18 protein-coding genes and 1 pseudogene are annotated in these 16750 nt (G+C 48.2%); 6 read left to right on the top strand and 13 right to left on the bottom strand.

Annotated features, from left to right (window positions below; all coding sequences use genetic code 11):
- A pseudogene (locus ACVB80_RS16930) lies at positions 1-269 on the top strand (IS4 family transposase); the annotation flags it as partial.
- Positions 270-392: 123 nt separating this feature from the next.
- Here the strand turns inward: ACVB80_RS16930 and ACVB80_RS16935 are convergent.
- Positions 393-938: a hypothetical protein gene (locus ACVB80_RS16935; RefSeq protein WP_481082467.1), complete on the bottom strand. Its 546-nt coding sequence runs from the start codon at positions 936-938 to the stop codon at positions 393-395.
- A gap of 628 nt (positions 939-1566) precedes the next feature.
- Positions 1567-1803: a hypothetical protein gene (locus ACVB80_RS16940; protein ID WP_481082468.1), complete on the bottom strand. Its 237-nt coding sequence runs from the start codon at positions 1801-1803 to the stop codon at positions 1567-1569.
- 177 nt (positions 1804-1980) lie between these two features.
- Here ACVB80_RS16940 and ACVB80_RS16945 point away from each other — a divergent pair, with 177 nt between their 5' ends.
- A complete protein-coding gene (locus ACVB80_RS16945; protein WP_481082469.1) occupies positions 1981-3294 on the top strand; it encodes an STAS-like domain-containing protein in 1314 nt (437 codons plus the stop codon).
- 160 nt (positions 3295-3454) lie between these two features.
- On the opposite strand, the gene ACVB80_RS16950 is transcribed toward ACVB80_RS16945, so the two are convergent.
- From ACVB80_RS16950 to ACVB80_RS16960, 3 genes are all read right to left on the bottom strand, one after another.
- The gene (locus ACVB80_RS16950; protein WP_481082470.1) at positions 3455-3841 is read right to left on the bottom strand and encodes a hypothetical protein; all 387 of its coding nucleotides are present in this window, start codon (positions 3839-3841) and stop codon (positions 3455-3457) included.
- Between the two features lie 263 nt (positions 3842-4104).
- Positions 4105-5082, bottom strand: a complete 978-nt coding sequence (locus tag ACVB80_RS16955; protein ID WP_481082471.1) for a hypothetical protein — start codon at positions 5080-5082, stop codon at positions 4105-4107.
- On the bottom strand, positions 5079-5747 hold the full coding sequence (locus ACVB80_RS16960; protein ID WP_481082472.1) for a glutathione S-transferase family protein: 669 nt from the start codon (positions 5745-5747) through the stop codon (positions 5079-5081). Before ACVB80_RS16960 ends, ACVB80_RS16955 begins: the two co-directional genes overlap by 4 nt.
- A gap of 256 nt (positions 5748-6003) precedes the next feature.
- On the opposite strand from ACVB80_RS16960, the gene ACVB80_RS16965 reads away from it, so the two are divergent.
- Positions 6004-6483 (top strand): aminoacyl-tRNA deacylase, encoded by a 480-nt coding sequence (locus ACVB80_RS16965; RefSeq protein WP_481082473.1) that lies wholly within the window; start codon positions 6004-6006, stop codon positions 6481-6483.
- Between the two features lie 77 nt (positions 6484-6560).
- Here the strand turns inward: ACVB80_RS16965 and artM are convergent, their stop codons facing one another.
- The 7 genes from artM to ACVB80_RS17000 all read right to left on the bottom strand — a co-directional run bounded on the left by artM (position 6561) and on the right by ACVB80_RS17000 (position 11087).
- Positions 6561-7229, bottom strand: a complete 669-nt coding sequence (gene artM, locus ACVB80_RS16970; RefSeq protein ID WP_481082474.1) for an arginine ABC transporter permease ArtM — start codon at positions 7227-7229, stop codon at positions 6561-6563.
- Positions 7226-7915, bottom strand: a complete 690-nt coding sequence (gene artQ, locus ACVB80_RS16975; protein WP_481082475.1) for an arginine ABC transporter permease ArtQ — start codon at positions 7913-7915, stop codon at positions 7226-7228. Before artQ ends, artM begins: the two co-directional genes overlap by 4 nt.
- Position 7916: 1 nt before the next feature.
- Positions 7917-8648: an arginine ABC transporter substrate-binding protein gene (locus ACVB80_RS16980; RefSeq protein WP_481082476.1), complete on the bottom strand. Its 732-nt coding sequence runs from the start codon at positions 8646-8648 to the stop codon at positions 7917-7919.
- 81 nt (positions 8649-8729) lie between these two features.
- On the bottom strand, positions 8730-9458 hold the full coding sequence (artP, locus tag ACVB80_RS16985; protein ID WP_481082477.1) for an arginine ABC transporter ATP-binding protein ArtP: 729 nt from the start codon (positions 9456-9458) through the stop codon (positions 8730-8732).
- 434 nt (positions 9459-9892) lie between these two features.
- Positions 9893-10138, bottom strand: a complete 246-nt coding sequence (locus tag ACVB80_RS16990) for a hypothetical protein (protein ID WP_481082478.1) — start codon at positions 10136-10138, stop codon at positions 9893-9895.
- 91 nt (positions 10139-10229) lie between these two features.
- Positions 10230-10478: a hypothetical protein gene (locus ACVB80_RS16995; RefSeq protein ID WP_481082479.1), complete on the bottom strand. Its 249-nt coding sequence runs from the start codon at positions 10476-10478 to the stop codon at positions 10230-10232.
- Positions 10479-10574: 96 nt separating this feature from the next.
- Positions 10575-11087: a GNAT family N-acetyltransferase gene (locus ACVB80_RS17000; RefSeq protein ID WP_481082480.1), complete on the bottom strand. Its 513-nt coding sequence runs from the start codon at positions 11085-11087 to the stop codon at positions 10575-10577.
- A 475-nt stretch (positions 11088-11562) separates the two neighbouring features.
- Between ACVB80_RS17000 and ACVB80_RS17005 the strand changes: the two genes are divergently transcribed.
- Positions 11563-11892 (top strand): hypothetical protein, encoded by a 330-nt coding sequence (locus ACVB80_RS17005; protein ID WP_481082481.1) that lies wholly within the window; start codon positions 11563-11565, stop codon positions 11890-11892.
- Here ACVB80_RS17005 and thpR read toward each other — a convergent pair.
- Positions 11887-12426, bottom strand: coding sequence for an RNA 2',3'-cyclic phosphodiesterase (gene thpR / locus ACVB80_RS17010; protein WP_481082482.1), 540 nt, complete (start codon positions 12424-12426; stop codon positions 11887-11889). The genes ACVB80_RS17005 and thpR overlap by 6 nt on opposite strands.
- A 599-nt stretch (positions 12427-13025) precedes the next feature.
- On the opposite strand from thpR, the gene ACVB80_RS17015 reads away from it, so the two are divergent.
- Together ACVB80_RS17015 and recQ are read left to right on the top strand one after the other, a co-directional pair.
- Positions 13026-14489: a sodium-dependent transporter gene (locus tag ACVB80_RS17015; protein ID WP_481082483.1), complete on the top strand. Its 1464-nt coding sequence runs from the start codon at positions 13026-13028 to the stop codon at positions 14487-14489.
- 125 nt (positions 14490-14614) lie between these two features.
- Positions 14615-16747 carry a DNA helicase RecQ gene (gene recQ, locus ACVB80_RS17020; protein WP_481082484.1) on the top strand — a complete coding sequence of 711 codons (2133 nt, stop codon included), beginning with the start codon at positions 14615-14617 and terminating at the stop codon, positions 16745-16747.
- Positions 16748-16750: the final 3 nt, after the last annotated feature.

Raw genomic sequence — 16750 nt, forward strand, 5'->3', positions numbered from 1 at the left:
CCCGATGCACCAAGCGCATCGACATCTTGTTGCTCATGGCGCTACTGGCCGAAATCATTATGTGGTGGAATGGGCTAATCGCGATGCAAGCCAAATGGCAGTGGGACTTCCAGGCCAATACTATTAAACACCGGCGTGTACTCTCAATTCCCAGACTAGGGCGAGAAGTGCGGAAGCATCGACGCTACCACATTCGAGAGCAACAATACCGGTGGGCAATCATAGAATATCAACGGTTAACGCACTTCTGTGGGATGACAGAATTATGAGGGGATCCGCCAGCGCCCGCTTAACTTGCTGCCAACTGCACCACACTCAAACAGACCACCGTAACCACAAAAGCCAAACCGAAGTAAAAATGCCATAGGTTGGCAGTCAGGTTGAAGCGATTGTTAAGTTTCGACTTTATATACATATGCACCCAGTGCCTCAAGGGAACTATCTGGTAAATATGTCATTGATGCAGGGAAACCTGAGCCCCCCCCCTGAATGTCTAGAAAAGACCAATCGGAGGAACGAACTACGACTATATGAAGGTTATTCAAACTGGAATTTCCCGCATTAATTGGAACTACGAACTTACCGTTACTATTAAAGTCAGATGTAAACTCACCGCCAACGAGACGAACTGGAGCATAGGTTGCATTTTTACCTTGTGAGTAAACTAGCAGTTGATAATCAGCATGGGAGGCATCAGAAGAGAAGTTAGCCTTGCCAGATACTACAATCATATTTTCCTTTTTTTCTGTACTCATGTCGTCAATGCCCTCGACAACTACTGAAGCAGGCGGTGCTAACAAGTAGCTAACATCAAAAGCGTTCCCCACCATCCATTTCCCATAAGGAAAAGCCACCACAAAAATCCATACTGAAAAGAGAAACGAAACACATTCAATTACGCACTTAGGGTAGTTCTTCTCTTTTAGATAGACGTACATTTGTTTAGTAGCACTATAAATTGCGCCTAAAGCGAGCCAAATACAAAGAAAATAGAAAATAGAAAATAATAGCGATTATAAAATCACTTGCAATGAACTCTATGTTTGCAAACTTACTCAAAAAGGGACCTGCAACAAACGTTGCAACTGATACACCTAGGATCGTTGATACATTAGATATTATTGAAAGCTTCTCTGTAGACGAGCCATTCACAAAATCACTTAATAGCTGTTTCATTATATTAATTTATAATCTTTAAAATCAGTAAACTACAGATTAACACAGCAAGCATGCAACTAGAAACTTAACGCTTTGTTAAGTTGCAGCTAACTGCCACGACACTCAAGCAAAGCCACCGTAATCACTAAACTCAAACCGACCCAAAAATGCCACAGGTTAGCTGTCAGCTTTAACAATTTGTTATGTAGCGAGACAGTACGATGAACCCATGGCTTGGTGCCAAGATGTTGAATATTAGCCACATTACCCAACCTAAGCATCGAAGTAAAACGGACAGCTGCCCAAGTTGAACCTAGTCGCTAAACGCACTTGGCAATGAAGCGACATTCGGTGACAGCCCAGCCATTTCCATACTTGTATGGCAAAGGATACTTTCGCTGATGCCGACTACAGCGCCAACAAAACTCCCGTTTTCCGAAACTGGTTCAGCAGCAGAGAAACAGCGGCATCGAACACCGCAAATGAGAAAGCCACAGTAAACGCTTTCAGTTCAGCGAAAATTTGATTCAAAGTGCCACCGGAAAGATCGTGGTTGGACGCTGACTGGCAGGTGAAAAGCACGGCCAATGAACAAAGAAACTGTTCGAAAAACCTGGCTAAAGCCTTGAATCCAAACAGCAACATAACGCCGCGTTAAGGGGCAGCAACGCACTACCACCAAACTTCAAATTACCACCGTAAACACAAATGCCAAAACTTGAGCCAAAATCGCCACGCGTTGACTGTCCCTCTTGAACGCTTTGTTAGGCAATGATACTTTAAAGCACGCGATTTCATAGCAACTAATTGAGTGAGGTGTCAATGGATAACGGTGGTGTTCTAGCAGAATTAAAAAGAGAGATACAAAAATCTAACACAGTCACAATTATCGTCCCTGACAGATTTAGCTTTATGGAGCATGGCACGTATGACTTCGAAAGCTTCGTTAACTTTTTCGACTGGTCCTATACTGATAAAAAAGTCAAAATTGACTTAACAAAGTGTTATAATGCTAATTATCAGGCCCTTTCGCTACTTGTTCTTTATGCTTGGAAGCTAAAGTCACAACGTTGTACCGTTTCATTCATTGAGTCTGAATCAACTACTGGTGCTAGTGAAATGTATCGCCGCCTCGGGGCCAGAGGCACATTCAACGTTCTTATGCATTCGACAAGTAATTTTAGAGGTGATCAGTTCAAACCTTTATTTGCCCTTCGAAATTCTGACGATTTTAAAAAAGTAATTGAAACAGCCCAGTCTTACACCAATGACTTCAATGTGGAGTTTACAAAAACACTTCGTTATGTATTAAGTGAACTGCTTTATAACACATTAGAACACGGGCAAAGCCATTATAAGTATGGCGAGCGGTATCATAGAATCCCATCATTATGTCAATTTTCATGGTTTAAAAATAAAAATGAGGTGTCTTTTATCATTGCAGATTCAGGCGTGGGAATTAAAGAGCACCTAGAGCAAGCATACCCAGGGCAACCTAGTCATGAAGAAGCCATAATTCAAGCAATGAAACCTCAAGTTTCTGGTACATTTGGAAAAAATGACCCATATAAAGAAAAAAACAATGCGGGTATCGGACTTTTCTTATCTACAAATATAGTTAGAAGGCTTAACGCAGACATGCATATTGTCTCCGGTAATGGATTGGTACATATATCCCCTAGAGATATTACAAATAGAAGGCTAGATAGCTATTGGCCCGGTACATTTGTGCTAGTGACTATAAAAGTTGATAGGGAAACTTCTTCCGAAACATTAGATGAAATGCTTAGAGGGTTCAGAGAAGAAGCATTAACTGAACAGAAAAAAGCAGATGGGAGCGAAGCTGACGAGAGTTTTTACATTAATATTGCTAACTATTTTGGCTTCTTTGCAGAAGATAAGGAGTCTGCAATTAGATTCCGAAACGAAAGGATATTCCCTGCTTTAGAGCAAGGTAAGAAGATACGCATAGACTTCTCTGGTATTGAAAGTTCACCTCACAGTTTTTTGAGCGCATTATTAGCATCGCCTATAAAGTCGTTGGGGATGAAAGCATATAAAGTCCTCAAAATTCTTAATGCGACTCCCGATATTCGAGAAACAGTCGATTTCATCATGGATGAAAATACTGAGTAATGTAGTTATAGGGTCCGTCCAACTCCCGTCAGTTCTGGGCCCTTGCCTAACGCTTGCTTAAGCGGCTGCCAATGCACTGCACTCAAACAGGCCACCGTAATCGCATAAGCTAAACCGAACCAAAAATGCCATAGGTTGGCAGTCCGACTTTAAGCACTTGTTAGCTGCTGAACGCATCAAGCCTTGTAATTGTGAAGGCAATGCTCTCCCCAATCACCCGTTTATCATTCGTTTCAATAGGCGCATCTAACTCGGTGATGCCAATGTCCACTTTAACATCAGACTCTATTGCTGTAATTACTCCGTATGCTCGATAACACCAACCTCTCTGATGCTCTAGAAACCTCAGCTTATCTGGGTTACCAGTAAACATAGATTCCCATTCTTCATCTTCGTAGAGCAGGCTTGCTATTAACTCAACATCTATAAATTCACCAGGGTTGTACCTATTACCACCGAAATCATCCATTACATATAAAATGCAACCATCAACTTCAATTTTGGCTTCTAAGTAATCACCATCTGTATTGTGGAAGACAGCCTTCATAATCCCCCTTTGCAGCTAACATCTATTCAACGGTAAAATCCCGCAGATCCCACCCACGCTACCGCCTTCTTTTTAAAACAGAATCCGCAAATGCTATCGCAATTGATTCGCAAATTCAGTGAGTTACAGCACATCAATTCCTATTACATATAGTGATCTGCAGAATTACGCCGCAGATCCTGCCGTTATTCAAAATGCCTTGCGGCACTGTATATAAAAACAGTGGCCAACTGGCAAATTGTCAACACAACGAGTATCCGAAACTACAGCGCTGCAGTTCTTTCCCTTACAAGCTCAGTTAGCTCTGTAAGGAACTTGTCTGAGTCTTTAAGATACTGATTTCTTCTGTCCTCATAGACGGTTACTTCCGGGATCTCGGAGTTAAAAATCTGGTTCATAAAATCCATTTCTGGAGGATAGTGGTAAAACATCTGCCCTTGGGGATAATCGTGCTCTTTCTGCCAGGCTTCAAATTCCGCGGAAAAACTCGGGTGATCCGGGGGTGTAATCGCTTCAAACAACGACTTGTCAACAAATCGGGCAAATCGATAAAGAGCATGTATTTCCGTTGCAAAGCATTTGTCACTGCTTCCCATAGTCTGGCTTCGTTGCAGACCCTTACAGGCCTGTTCCAGCGCTTCACTTGCCGCTTCTGCATTTTCCTTCATCAGCGCTATCAGATAGTGAACAACCGCTTTGTCCCGAACCGGGCTTTTCGTTTTCAGGAACTTTTCTGCCTGTGCCAACACTGTTGATTCAAGTTTCTGCTCCCGGTAGTACATCACTTTTATCAGATTCATCGCCGGCTCATCATAGAATGGAGATTTTGTAAGTGGGAGATGTTTGGGAAAAAAACGTTCAAAAACCGCAAAGTCATTACAGCAAAAAGCATCTGTCAGATCGTAATAAACGTTACCATGATCAGTCCCGCTCGCCGTCATTCCACCGGACAACAGGTTGCGCCTTGCGTTCTGATACAAAACGTTATTTAGTAGTTCGCAATCCCTGGTCTGAAAAGCCAGATAGAAACCGAACCCATCAAACGTACTTGCCAGAAAATCGATGTACTGTTTAACGGTTTTCTCCGTTAGCTCCTGTCCTTTCAGGTAACGGTCGAACACTCTTCGTTGTTCCGCATGTACCTCTTCCCATGTACGATACGGAAAGCACTCACCCAGACGTTCATAGCGTTCCTGCACCGCTTCATCGTAAAGCTTCAGGAACTTGTTCGCGTTTCTCATGCTGTCCCCCGGTTCTCTGAGAACCCGGATTCAAAGAAGCTCAAATCAATACCCTCTATTTCACATACCGCTCTGACCGTTTTGTTGCAAGCCATTCGCTTCAGGTAATTCGCAAGATACTCAAAAGTCAGTGGGGAACGCTCAACCGGTAAACACCACCCAGCCAGCATAAACAGGAAATAATCACAGGCCGAAATCTTATCCCCCAGAAGATATTTATTACCCTCAAGTTGTTCATTAAGAACAAACAAAGCATCAGCAACTCGTTCATCCTGAGCAGCGACCACACCCGGTATCGCAGAGTGATCATTGGTATGACGGTGCGGATAGTAGCGGACCATCAGCTCCGCCTGGAGCGTATTGTTGAGAAATGCCAGCCATTGGAAGAAATGCGGACGTTTAGGATCGCCCAAAGCCGGGATAAGCTGATGCTCAGGGTGCAGCTCCGCAATATAGATACAGATAGCAGAGCTTTCAAAAATAGCCTGCCCATCTGCGACCAGTACAGGGATCCGCCCTGCTGGGTTCAGTTTCAGGTACTCTGCAGATTTCTGAGCACCTGACTTTTTGTCGACCAGCAACAGGTCATATTCCGCCCCTGTATGATGGAGAAGAAAATGTGGCGCAAGACTGGCGTTATTGGGGTAGTAATACAGTTGAAACAAAGGAGACTCCATTCCGAAGTTAAATATTGCAACAGCATCACTTAAACGCCAATGCATTGAGTAGCATACCAAAGAACTCAATCGCGTGCTGTCATTTACCAGTCTGTGTCAGAGATAAATCTTGCTACGGGGTAATGCCAGGTCTCGCTCTAAACTAAACTTAAATTTTTTACCCAGAATAACTGGCCCGAATCTAACGCCCTGCCCCGGCTCACCTATACTTAAAGAGAATTCTCTGCCCCTACGGGAGGGTACTATGACCATGGCGAGACGGCTTAACAGCTACTTAAAACAGCACCATATTCACTATCAGACACTGACGCATGATCACAGCCACAGCTCACTTCACAGTGGCTTTGCTGCGGGCATTCCCCTGACTCATCTGGCCAAAGCGGTCATCCTGGAAGATCATGAAGGGCGCCACATGATGGCGATTCTGCCAGCCACAGCCAAAGTGAATCTGGCGGTATTGAATGACGCGTTTAACGCAACGTTCCACCTGGTAAAAGAACGCGAAGTCTACAAAATGTTTACCGACTGCGACCACGGCGCAGTTCCGCCTGTCGGTGAGGCTTATCACATGCAGACTGTATGTGACACCATGCTGACAAGCCTGGACTACGTTTACCTTGAAGCCGGTGATCACGAAACCCTGATCAAACTCGAGCAGGAAGCGTTCGGCCAGCTGATGCAACACAGCAGACAAATGCACTTCAGCAATGAGGTCTTTCACTAGAGTGAACAGTGTTAAAACAGAAAGGGAGGCGCAATGCCTCCCTTGTTTTATACTGTCTCTCAACAGACTAAATGATCTTATACCGCCTCAAACGCCAGCGCTTTTTTCTCCACCTTACGGAACACCAGGGTCAAAACTCCGTTCACGCCCAAATAAAACGCACCAGCGATACCAAATACCGTCAGGGTATCGTAAGTCTGGGCATTGATCCGCTGAGCATATCCCATCAAATCCATGATGGTAATGGTGCTTGCCAGCGAGGTGCCTTTAAACACCAGGATGACTTCGTTAGAGTAAGCCGGAACGGCGCGGCGGACTGCATAAGGCAGCAATACTTTCAGCGTATCCGCTTTTCCCATTCCCAGCGCCCTGCACGCTTCCCACTGCCCTTGCGGGATGGCATTAAACGCACCTTTAAACAACTGGGTACTGTAGGCTGCGGTATTGAGTGCCAATGCCAACATGGCACAGAACCATGGCTGACTCAGCCAGTTCCATAAAAAGCTTTCTCTCACCGCTTCAAACTGACCTGGGCCGTAATAAACCAGAAAGATCTGTACCAGCAACGGCGTTCCGGTAAACAGGGTGATAATGCCCCGGCTCAGCCAGTGGATACCCGGTGTGCGCAGGATCAGGGTCAGCGTCATCAAAAGCGCCAAAATACAGCCCACCAACAGTGAAGCGCCGGTCAGTTGCAGGCTGACGAGCAACCCGTCGAGCATTTGCCATGCGTGTTGTGCATTCATGCTGTGGCCTCCTTCGCAACGCTCATTCCCTGAACGGTGAATTTCTTATCAATCAGTTTGACCGCTCTTTGAGTAATAAGGGTGATCACCAGATAAATCGCCGCCGCAGAAGCATACCAGGTAAAGGCTTCATGGGTTGCCGCCGACGCAAGCTGCGCCTGTTTGAGCAGATCCGTCACGCCGATCAGTGACACCAGCGCCGTATCTTTAAGCAAGACCAGCCATTGGTTAGTCAGGCCCGGCAGTGCATGGCGCACCGCCTGTGGCAAAACAATACGCACAAACCCATGCGCTTTACTGATCCCAAGCGCGCTGGCTGCTTCACGCTGCCCATTCGGTACGGCTTTGAGCGCCCCACGGATCGTTTGAGACGCGTAAGCAGCAAAGATAAGCGACAGTGCAATCACACCAGACACAAACGGGCTGACATCAATCGGCTCTCCGGTAAGCAGAAACATCACATGAGCCGGGGCAAAGAAAATAAACAGCACCACCAGCAGTTCAGGCAAACCACGCAGTACAGTCACCAGGCCGGTCGTTGGCCACTTCAACCAGATTTTGCGCGACATTTCACCGCCAGCAAATACCACCGCCAGTACCAGGCCCAGCAACAGGCTGACAAAAGCCAGCTGAAGGGTCAGCCAGCCTGCCTGCACCAGAGAGAGAGAGTAACCCGTCAGCGCCATATCAGTTTCCGAAGTACTTGTTGTAGATTGAAGCGTACTTACCGTTCGCTTTCACCGCTTCCAGTGCCGCGTTCAGTTGATCCACCAGAGCCTGGTTGTTCTTGTTCACCGCGATGCCAAAACCGTTACCAAAGTACTGCTGGTTGGTTACGTGCTCACCAACATACGCCAGTTTGCTGTCTTTCTTAAACCACTCGGCTACAACCGCGGTATCCCCGAATACCGAGTCAATACGGCCGTTCTTCATATCAAGGAACGCATCCTGGTAACTTGCATAAGGTACAGCTGTCACACCCGGCATTTGCTCCAGCAGGTAACTCTGGTGAGTCGAACCATTCTGAACGCCAACACGCTTGCCTTTCAGTGCAGTCTGATCCGCAACCTTACCGGCTACGCTGACAAATGCCGCAGAATTATCGTAATAAGCCTTTGAAAAGTTCACCTGCTGCAAACGCGCTTCGGTAATATCCATCGCAGAGATCGCCGCATCGTAACGCTTGAACTTAAGCGCCGGGATCAGGCTGTCAAACGCCTGATTATGGAAAGTACAGCTGGCCTTCATTTCCTGACACAGGGCATTCGCAAGATCGACATCAAAGCCCTGGATCTGGTTGTTCTCATCCATGTACTCAAACGGTGCGTAAGTCGCTTCCATCACAAATTTGATCTCCTGCTGCGCCGCGGCGTTTGCAGAAACCAGTCCAATCAGTGATGCCAAAATAATCTTTTTCATTGTAATACTCCGTGTTCTGTAACCGGCAGCTCACCCGGAGCGGCCAAAACTGTCTGTGAAAATAATTGTTTGTGTATGTAATTAGTGTTTTAAATACTCTGCAAACTGAGTTGTCTGCGGATTAGTAAATGCCTCGCTGGTACCGTGCTCAACAATACGGCCCTTCTCAAGATAAAGAACGTGGCTTGCTATCTTACGGGCGAAGTCCACTTCATGGGTCACCACCACCTGGGTGATGCCGGTCTTGCTCAAGTCTTTGATAATACTGACCACCTGGTTGGTGATCTCTGGGTCAAGCGCGGCTGTAGGTTCATCAAACAGCAACACATCCGGCTTCATCATCAGCGCCCGCGCAATCGCAACCCGCTGCTGCTGACCACCGGAAAGCTGCATCGGCCAGGCATCAGCTTTATCTGCCAACTGCAGTTTCGCCAGAATCTGCATTGCTTGTTTATGCGCATCATCCTTACTGAAACCAGCCACTTTTACCGGTGCTTCGATAAGATTTTCCATTACAGTCATATGTGGCCACAGATTGTATTGCTGAAAAACCATGCCTACTTTACGGCGCAGTTTAAGGCCCTGCTGCTCTTTAATCTCAGCTGAGAAATCAAATGACTCACCTGCGATATTCAGGCTGCCATTGTCAGCATCCTCAAGCAGATTAAGGACTCTGAGCAATGAACTCTTGCCCGCTCCGCTTGGGCCAAGCAAAACCAGAGTTTCACCACTGGCACAATCAAAGCTCACGTTGTGCAAAACCCGGGTGTCCCCGTAGGACTTATCAACCCCATTTAATTGAATATTCATGCCAGATTACCGCATTAATTATCACCTGGTAGTCATACTACCAAAAGCGATGATCTATGCAATAAAAATGTATAAATATTTTATCAGGCGTATTTTTGTTCGAAATTTAAACGATTGCGCAGTGTTAATGACTGGTTAAAAAAAGACAGGAGATGAGAGATTAGAGGCGAGAGGCGAGAGGCGAGAGGCGAGAGGCGAGAGGCGAGAGACTATTTTGCCACAGACTATGAGCCGGGCAATCCTGCGTAAAACGGTAAATCAGCTTTTGAGCTCACCCCGCCAAACCCAGAACCGAGGACCCAGGACCGAGGACCCAGAACCCAGAACCCAGAACCCAGAACCCAGAACCCAGAACCCAGAACCGATTATCCAACCCCGGCCCAAAAAAAACGACCTTTGAATCAGGTCGCTTCATACACACCATTCCCGGCAGATCAACCTATCGAAATGACTACCCGTTCATTTTCATTGTGATCGACCACTTCCATCAGCATACCGTTACTTTCCGGATCGTTGATGGCTTCAAGCAAAACAGCCAGTTTTTCTTCACCGCCAACGTTGCCTGCAAAGCGACTACCCAGCAGTTTGGTGAGAGCTTTCGCCATCACCAGAGGAACTGAAACCGTTTCTTCAAGTTTGCCAGAGTCGTGCTGATAGGTATCGATTGTGAGCTTCTTCATGTTCCGTCCCTGTATGTATGCTGTACAGAAAACATACAGGCGGATAAGTATTTAATCCCGGGAGCAGTTCACAATCTGTTTAAACTGGTGCTTAGTGAGTACGGCGCGGACCATTGCGGACCAAATCCTGGCCGGTCTGGAAGATTTCGTCCGTTACCCAGCGGGCAAGGATCAACTGGTGGTTGTCATCCAGTACCGCTACAAAGTGACGGCCATTAGCGTTATGAGTCGCCAGTGCCACACCGGCTACGCCTTCCAGCCCCAGTGCACCACTTTCTACCGCCAGCAAAAACGCTTCCAGCTGTTCCAGGTTATCAATGGCTTTGTCATCGGTAAACATATCGTGATTCTCTCTGCTTTTGCGCCAAAAAAAATAGCGCCGGATTTCATCAGGGGCGCTACTTTAACGATCATCTTCAAAGATTGCCAGTACGGCTTAAAACGGAATGCCTTCCAGCTCTACCACCGCACACGGCCAGACTGTATCAAACATGCAAACCATCGCATCACCCAACTGGACCGTTTTACCCTCATCTGTGATCATCACCAGGTTATTGACCGGACGGTAACCGGCAGACTGGTATACCTCCATCTCACCAAACAGTACCGACCAGACATCACCACGCTCTCTTGCGTCAGCGTGGACCTGCTCAAGCAGTTCCTTGACCAGCCCCTGCCCACGCGCATCCGGGTGGACACACACTTCCGCGATGCCACTGACAGGCACCAGCCGGCCACCTGTCTTTACCCGCTTTTCATGCACGGCAACGTGGGCTGCCAGCCTTCCGTCTTCCCATGCAAGATAACGGTGTACCGGCATTTCCTTTGCGAAACGCTGGGTCCGGAACATCTCATCCTGCTCACCCATAAAACAGGTACAAAGCAGTTCACGCAGCTGACTGTCCAGCTCCGGGGTCACCTGATCATCTCTCAGATATTCTGTCTGCATCTCACACCTCTGATTCAAAACATGCAAAAGAACAACAACACTTTCGATTTCAGACAATTAGTGTTCGAAATCACTCACTGTATTCTATTTCGAACATATAAAAACTCAACCGAAAACACAAAACGAAACTTATGTTCGATTCCGCACAGCCCTGAAGGAAGAAGCTCACGAAGCCTTCGCTTGCGATTTTGCTTCCATGAGCGGGTTTTGGTGTGCAACCGGACAGGGCTCGTAAACGGCATTTTCACACCGGTGGCTACAATATGTTCATCGTTGCACTAAGCTATCACATAACCCCCTTTCACTGTGCTGTACCGGTCGCAAACCGGCCACCATATTCAGAAAATGCGAATCAGCCCACTAAGGCGTACTTGGCTGAGCTTTGATTTGGTTAGCGCGATCACAGGAATATGTAAAAATTTCAGTAAAGTAGAAGAGGTTTAATGCCAGTTTTAATCACCAGGAGGAGAGCGCCTTGACCCACACAGTACGGCTTCTGGATCTTATTGCGCAGCACCCGAGCCTGAGCGAGGCACGGGGATTCGTGTTTTTTGGCTCTCACTGCAAGGCCCCGCCCTGGGATCACACTACCTACTGCACCATTCGATTTACCAAAGCGCCGGTTACGCGCAACAAGCACCTGAAAAGAGAGCTGGCAATTCTGGCGGAAAAACTGCTGGGTGAGCAAAAAGGCGATCAACCACTGGTGCACGGCTACTTCATGCTCAGCGGCGATGAATCAAAAGTATTCTGGACCAGCAAGGAAATCGTCGACACCATGCTGGATAAGTTTCCTAAGCTATAGTACCGAGTCCGGCCGGACAAACACCTCATTCATGGTCCGGTATATCAGTTTCCCGTCAATATTGACGCTCTCCATCAACGCTACTGAATGTACGTTCAGCTCTGTTGGCTGAAAAGCCAGTTCTGCGGCAGGCTCCGGCATCACAATATTCCGCCCCAGTGTAATGTGCGGCAGATAAGGACGGCTTTCTGGTTCAAAATCCACCTCCTTTAAAAGGTCAGCAAGCTGACTCTGCAAAGCCATCAGTTTGGGCTCAGGCCTGATCCCAAGCCATACCAGCTCTTCACCCCGCCTTTCAAACGAGCCAAAGCGCTCAGCGGTCACCGACAGCGGTGGGTCGCAGAGCTGATGAAGGATTTCGGTCATCTCGCCGTACTGCTGGATACAGCTCTTGCCTATAAATTCCAGTGTCAGATGAAAGTTGGCCTCACTGGTATAACGCCCTTTCTCAGCGTTATCGGAAATCAGCTGGCGGTAATAGTCGAGCTCCCGCTTCGTTGCTGCATCAAAAGTCAGGGCAAAGAAGAGTCGCATTGTTTACTCCATTGATCACACTATGTTTTTCAGTATAGAAGCAGAACAGGGATCCGGTAGTTGAATTACATCCCAATTATCAGAACTTGTGCTTACCGGGCCGGGTTTAACACATCAACACTCCTCCAGCGCGTCAATACCTGATAGTAAACATATAATTACACCACTCTTAAACAAAAGAAGCCCATACGCAGTTGAAATAGTCAAATAATGATGAATTCACATCCCGCATCACTATTTCTCACCCTTCACCCGCCACTGAAAATCAGATCTGTACACTTTTTAAACCACCATATACAGAACAATAAACCTGCATTTTACCGTCAGGCATGCAATTAATCTCACAATCAAACGATGTACTGTAGTTCACCTTTTACGCACAACAAACAGTTAAACAGCAAAATAACAGCACTTCCGTAACCAAATTGAGACCAAAAAAGCATCGATTTAGCACTTTTATCTGACATTTGTTAGAAAACTGCATATTCGGGGTTCCTTTCGTGACCACAAACTGTTTTACTTGTCACTGCCGGAGTGTTAATGACAACTTTAATAAGTGTACAGGATTGTATACACCCAATTTCAGGCACCCGGTACAGATGCACACAACACAAATATATGGAGATACCGTGGATATAAGTACTACTGCCGCAAAACCCCGCGAGACATGGGGTTCAAAACTTGGGTTTATCATGGCCGCTGCTGGTTCAGCCGTTGGTCTGGGTAATATCTGGAAATTCCCTTATACAGCAGGTGAAGGTGGCGGCGGTGCATTCGTTGCGATCTACCTGATATTTGTAATCTTTATTGGTTTCAGCGTTATGCTGACCGAATTTGCCGTAGGGCGTAAGACAGGTCTCTCTGCTGTTGGCGCATTCAAATCTACCGACCGTCGCTGGAGCTTCGTTGGTGTGATGGGCGTAATCAGTGGTCTTTTGATTATGGGCTTCTACCCGGTAGTAGGTGGCTGGGCACTGGCTTATGTGTTTAAAGTAGGCGGCGGCCTGCTGAGCACACCAGAAGCTATCGGTGACAGCTTTGGCGGCTTTATTTCAAACCCGACTCAGCCACTGATGTGGATGGGCATCTACCTGCTGATGAATGTGTTCGTGGTTATACGCGGCATCTCAGGCGGTATCGAGAAAGCCGGCAAAATCCTCATGCCTATCCTGTTCCTGGTACTTATCGTTGTATCGGTAAAAGGTCTGACCCTGCCAGGCGCAAGCGAAGGTCTGAAGTTCCTGTTCAGTCCTGACTTCTCTAAAGTTGATGCTAACGTTGTGCTTTCTGCTCTTGGCCAGGCCTTCTTCTCACTGAGTCTGGGTATGGGCTGTATGATGACTTACGGCAGCTACCTCAAGAAGAAAGAGAACCTGGTACAGAACACCGCGTTCGTAACCGGCATGGACACCGCTGTAGCCCTGCTGGCTGGTGTGGCAATGTTCCCTGCAATGTTCGCATTCAGCATCGAGCCGGCTGCAGGCCCGGGTCTGGTATTTGTAGTCGTTCCCCAGCTGTTTGCTGAAATGGGCGGCGTTGTTGGCCTGATTCTGGCTCTGCTGTTCTTCGTTGGCCTGACAGTAGCAGCCCTGACCTCTTCTGTATCGCTGCTTGAGGTTGTGGTTTCTTACCTGATTGACGAGAAAAACATGAGCCGCCCGGTAGCCGTAGTGGCCGCCAGTACGGTAATGGCATCGCTGTGTGTGTTCGCTTCCCTGTCTCTGGGTGGTGTGGGTCCTCAGCTGTTCGGTACCGGTGCGTTCGATATCTTCGACCTGCTGACCGACAAGATCTTCCTGGCTGTTGGCGGTATGCTGCTGTGTATCTTCGCAGGCTGGCGTCTGAGCCGTGAAGAGCTTGAGAAAGAGATCACCAACGACGGTAAAGTATCCTTCCCTCTGTTTGGTCTGTGGTACAACCTGGTGAAGTACGTGATTCCTTTCGCTATCGCTATCGTTGCTTTCATGGGTATCAAATCCGGCTTTGACAGTGGCAAAGGTGAAATCATGATGATCGGTATCGGTCTCATCGCCCTGACCGGCCTGGTATCGAAGAAACTGTAATAACCAGCATTTAATTTAACAAAGCGGAAGCTCTGACGGGCTTCCGCTTTTTTCATACTTTTTACCCTTACAATCCCCGCGTTCACGGGGTAAGATCGCGCCATCATTCATCAGACGCGTCACCTATGCACACTCCCCTTTCTTTGCTCAAATCCATCTTTGGTTACGATGCCTTCCGCCATCAGCAGGCCGATATTATTGATGCCCTGGTCAGGGGCGAAGATGTGCTGACGCTGATGCCAACCGGTGGCGGTAAATCCATGTGTTATCAAATCCCGGCACTGCTTCGCCCGGGAGCTGGCGTGGTGATTTCACCGCTGATCGCCCTGATGCAGGACCAGGTGGATGCGCTTAAACAGGTCGGTATTGAAGCGGCTTTTCTTAACTCCACCCTGGATCAGTATGAACAGGCTGAAGTTGAACAAAGGCTGTTAAATGGTGAGATTCAGTTGCTTTACGTGGCCCCAGAACGGCTGATGATGGAGCGCATGCTGAGCCTGCTGGAACAAACCCACATCGCGCTGTTCGCGATTGACGAAGCGCACTGTGTGAGCCAGTGGGGACACGACTTCCGCCCTGAATATCAACAGCTGAGAGTATTGCAGCAACGTTTTCCGTCCGTACCGCGCATCGCCCTGACGGCCACCGCCGATTCGCGCACCCGCCAGGAGATCATCGACCAGCTTGGGCTTGGCAATGCGCAAGTGTTTGTCCACAGTTTTGACCGGCCCAATATTCGCTATATGGTCTCTGAAGCGTCGGGGGCAAAGAAAGAGCTGCTTTCGTTTATCAATACTCACCACGCAGACGATGCCGGTATCGTTTACTGCCTGTCACGCAAAAAGGTGGAAGAAACCGCCGCCTGGCTCAGCAGCCAGGGACGCACTGCCCTTGCCTATCACGCAGGGATGAGTGCAGAGGCACGCGAAACGAATCAGCAGCGGTTTCTGCGTGAAGACGGGATCATCATCGTCGCCACGATCGCGTTTGGTATGGGGATCGACAAGCCGGATGTCCGCTTTGTCGCCCACCTCAGCCTGCCAAAAAGCATCGAATCCTACTATCAGGAAACCGGACGTGCGGGACGTGACGGCAGCCCAGCCAACGCCTGGATGACCTATGGCATGCAGGACATGGTGCTGCAACGCCAGATGGCACAAAACTCTCAGGGCAGTGACCAGTACAAACAGGTACTGATGCAAAAACTCAACGCCCTGCTTGGTTACTGCGAAATGGCTTCCTGCCGCCGCCAGACCCTGCTGGGCTATTTTGGCGAGACCCTGTCTGAACCCTGCGGTAACTGTGATAACTGCATTAATCCGCCTAAAACCTGGGATGGTTCCGTCGCGGCACAAAAAGCGCTCTCTGCGGTCTACCGCTGCGATCAGCGTTTTGGGGTTACTTATCTCATCAATGTGCTGCTGGGAAAAACGGATGACAGGATCCGTGCCAACGGCCACGATAAGCTGTCAGTATTTGGAGTCGGCACTGAACTCAACGCCAACCAGTGGAAAGGTGTATACCGCCAGCTGATCGCGATGAACTTTATTGAGGTGGAAGGCGAGTACAGCAGCCTGCGCCTTTCCCCGACCTGTCGCGATGTACTCAAAGGCAACCAGGCGGTTGAACTAAGAGAACTGAGAAAAGCAGGCTCTGCCAAAAAGAAAGCTACCAGCACGGACGACTCACTCCCTGCGGTGGACCTGGAGCAGTTTGAAAAACTTAAAGCGCGGCGTACTGAACTGGCCCGGGAACAAAACGTGCCTGCGTACGTGATATGCCATGATTCGAGCCTGCGCGAACTGGCCCGGGTACGTCCTGAGAACAAAACTCAGCTGACGGAAATCTCCGGATTCGGCGAAACCAAAATCGAGAAATATGGTGATGCCCTTCTGGAAGTGATCGAACAGAAACCGGCAGAGCTCAAAGTGCTTAATGCAACCGAGCTTTCCTCGCTGGAACTGCTCAAACAGGGTATGACACCTGATCAGATCGCCACCAAACGTTCCCTGGCTGAAAACACCATTCTCGCTCATCTGGCTAATGCTATTGAGAGCGGCGCCTGTGAACTATGTGACGTTGTCACCATGAATGAGCAACAGCTAGGGGAAATCAGCGAGGTTATGCAGGCGCATAACATCCTTAAAGAGCGTAAACTGAAGCCGGCATTTGAAGCCCTTGAGCAGCGTTATGACTACGCCACATTGCGCTGCGTGGCGGCCAGCCTGATCTTTGAGTCCGGCCAGACCACCCGGTAAACC

Source organism: Vibrio sp. 9-16B-A1 (assembly GCF_056726165.1).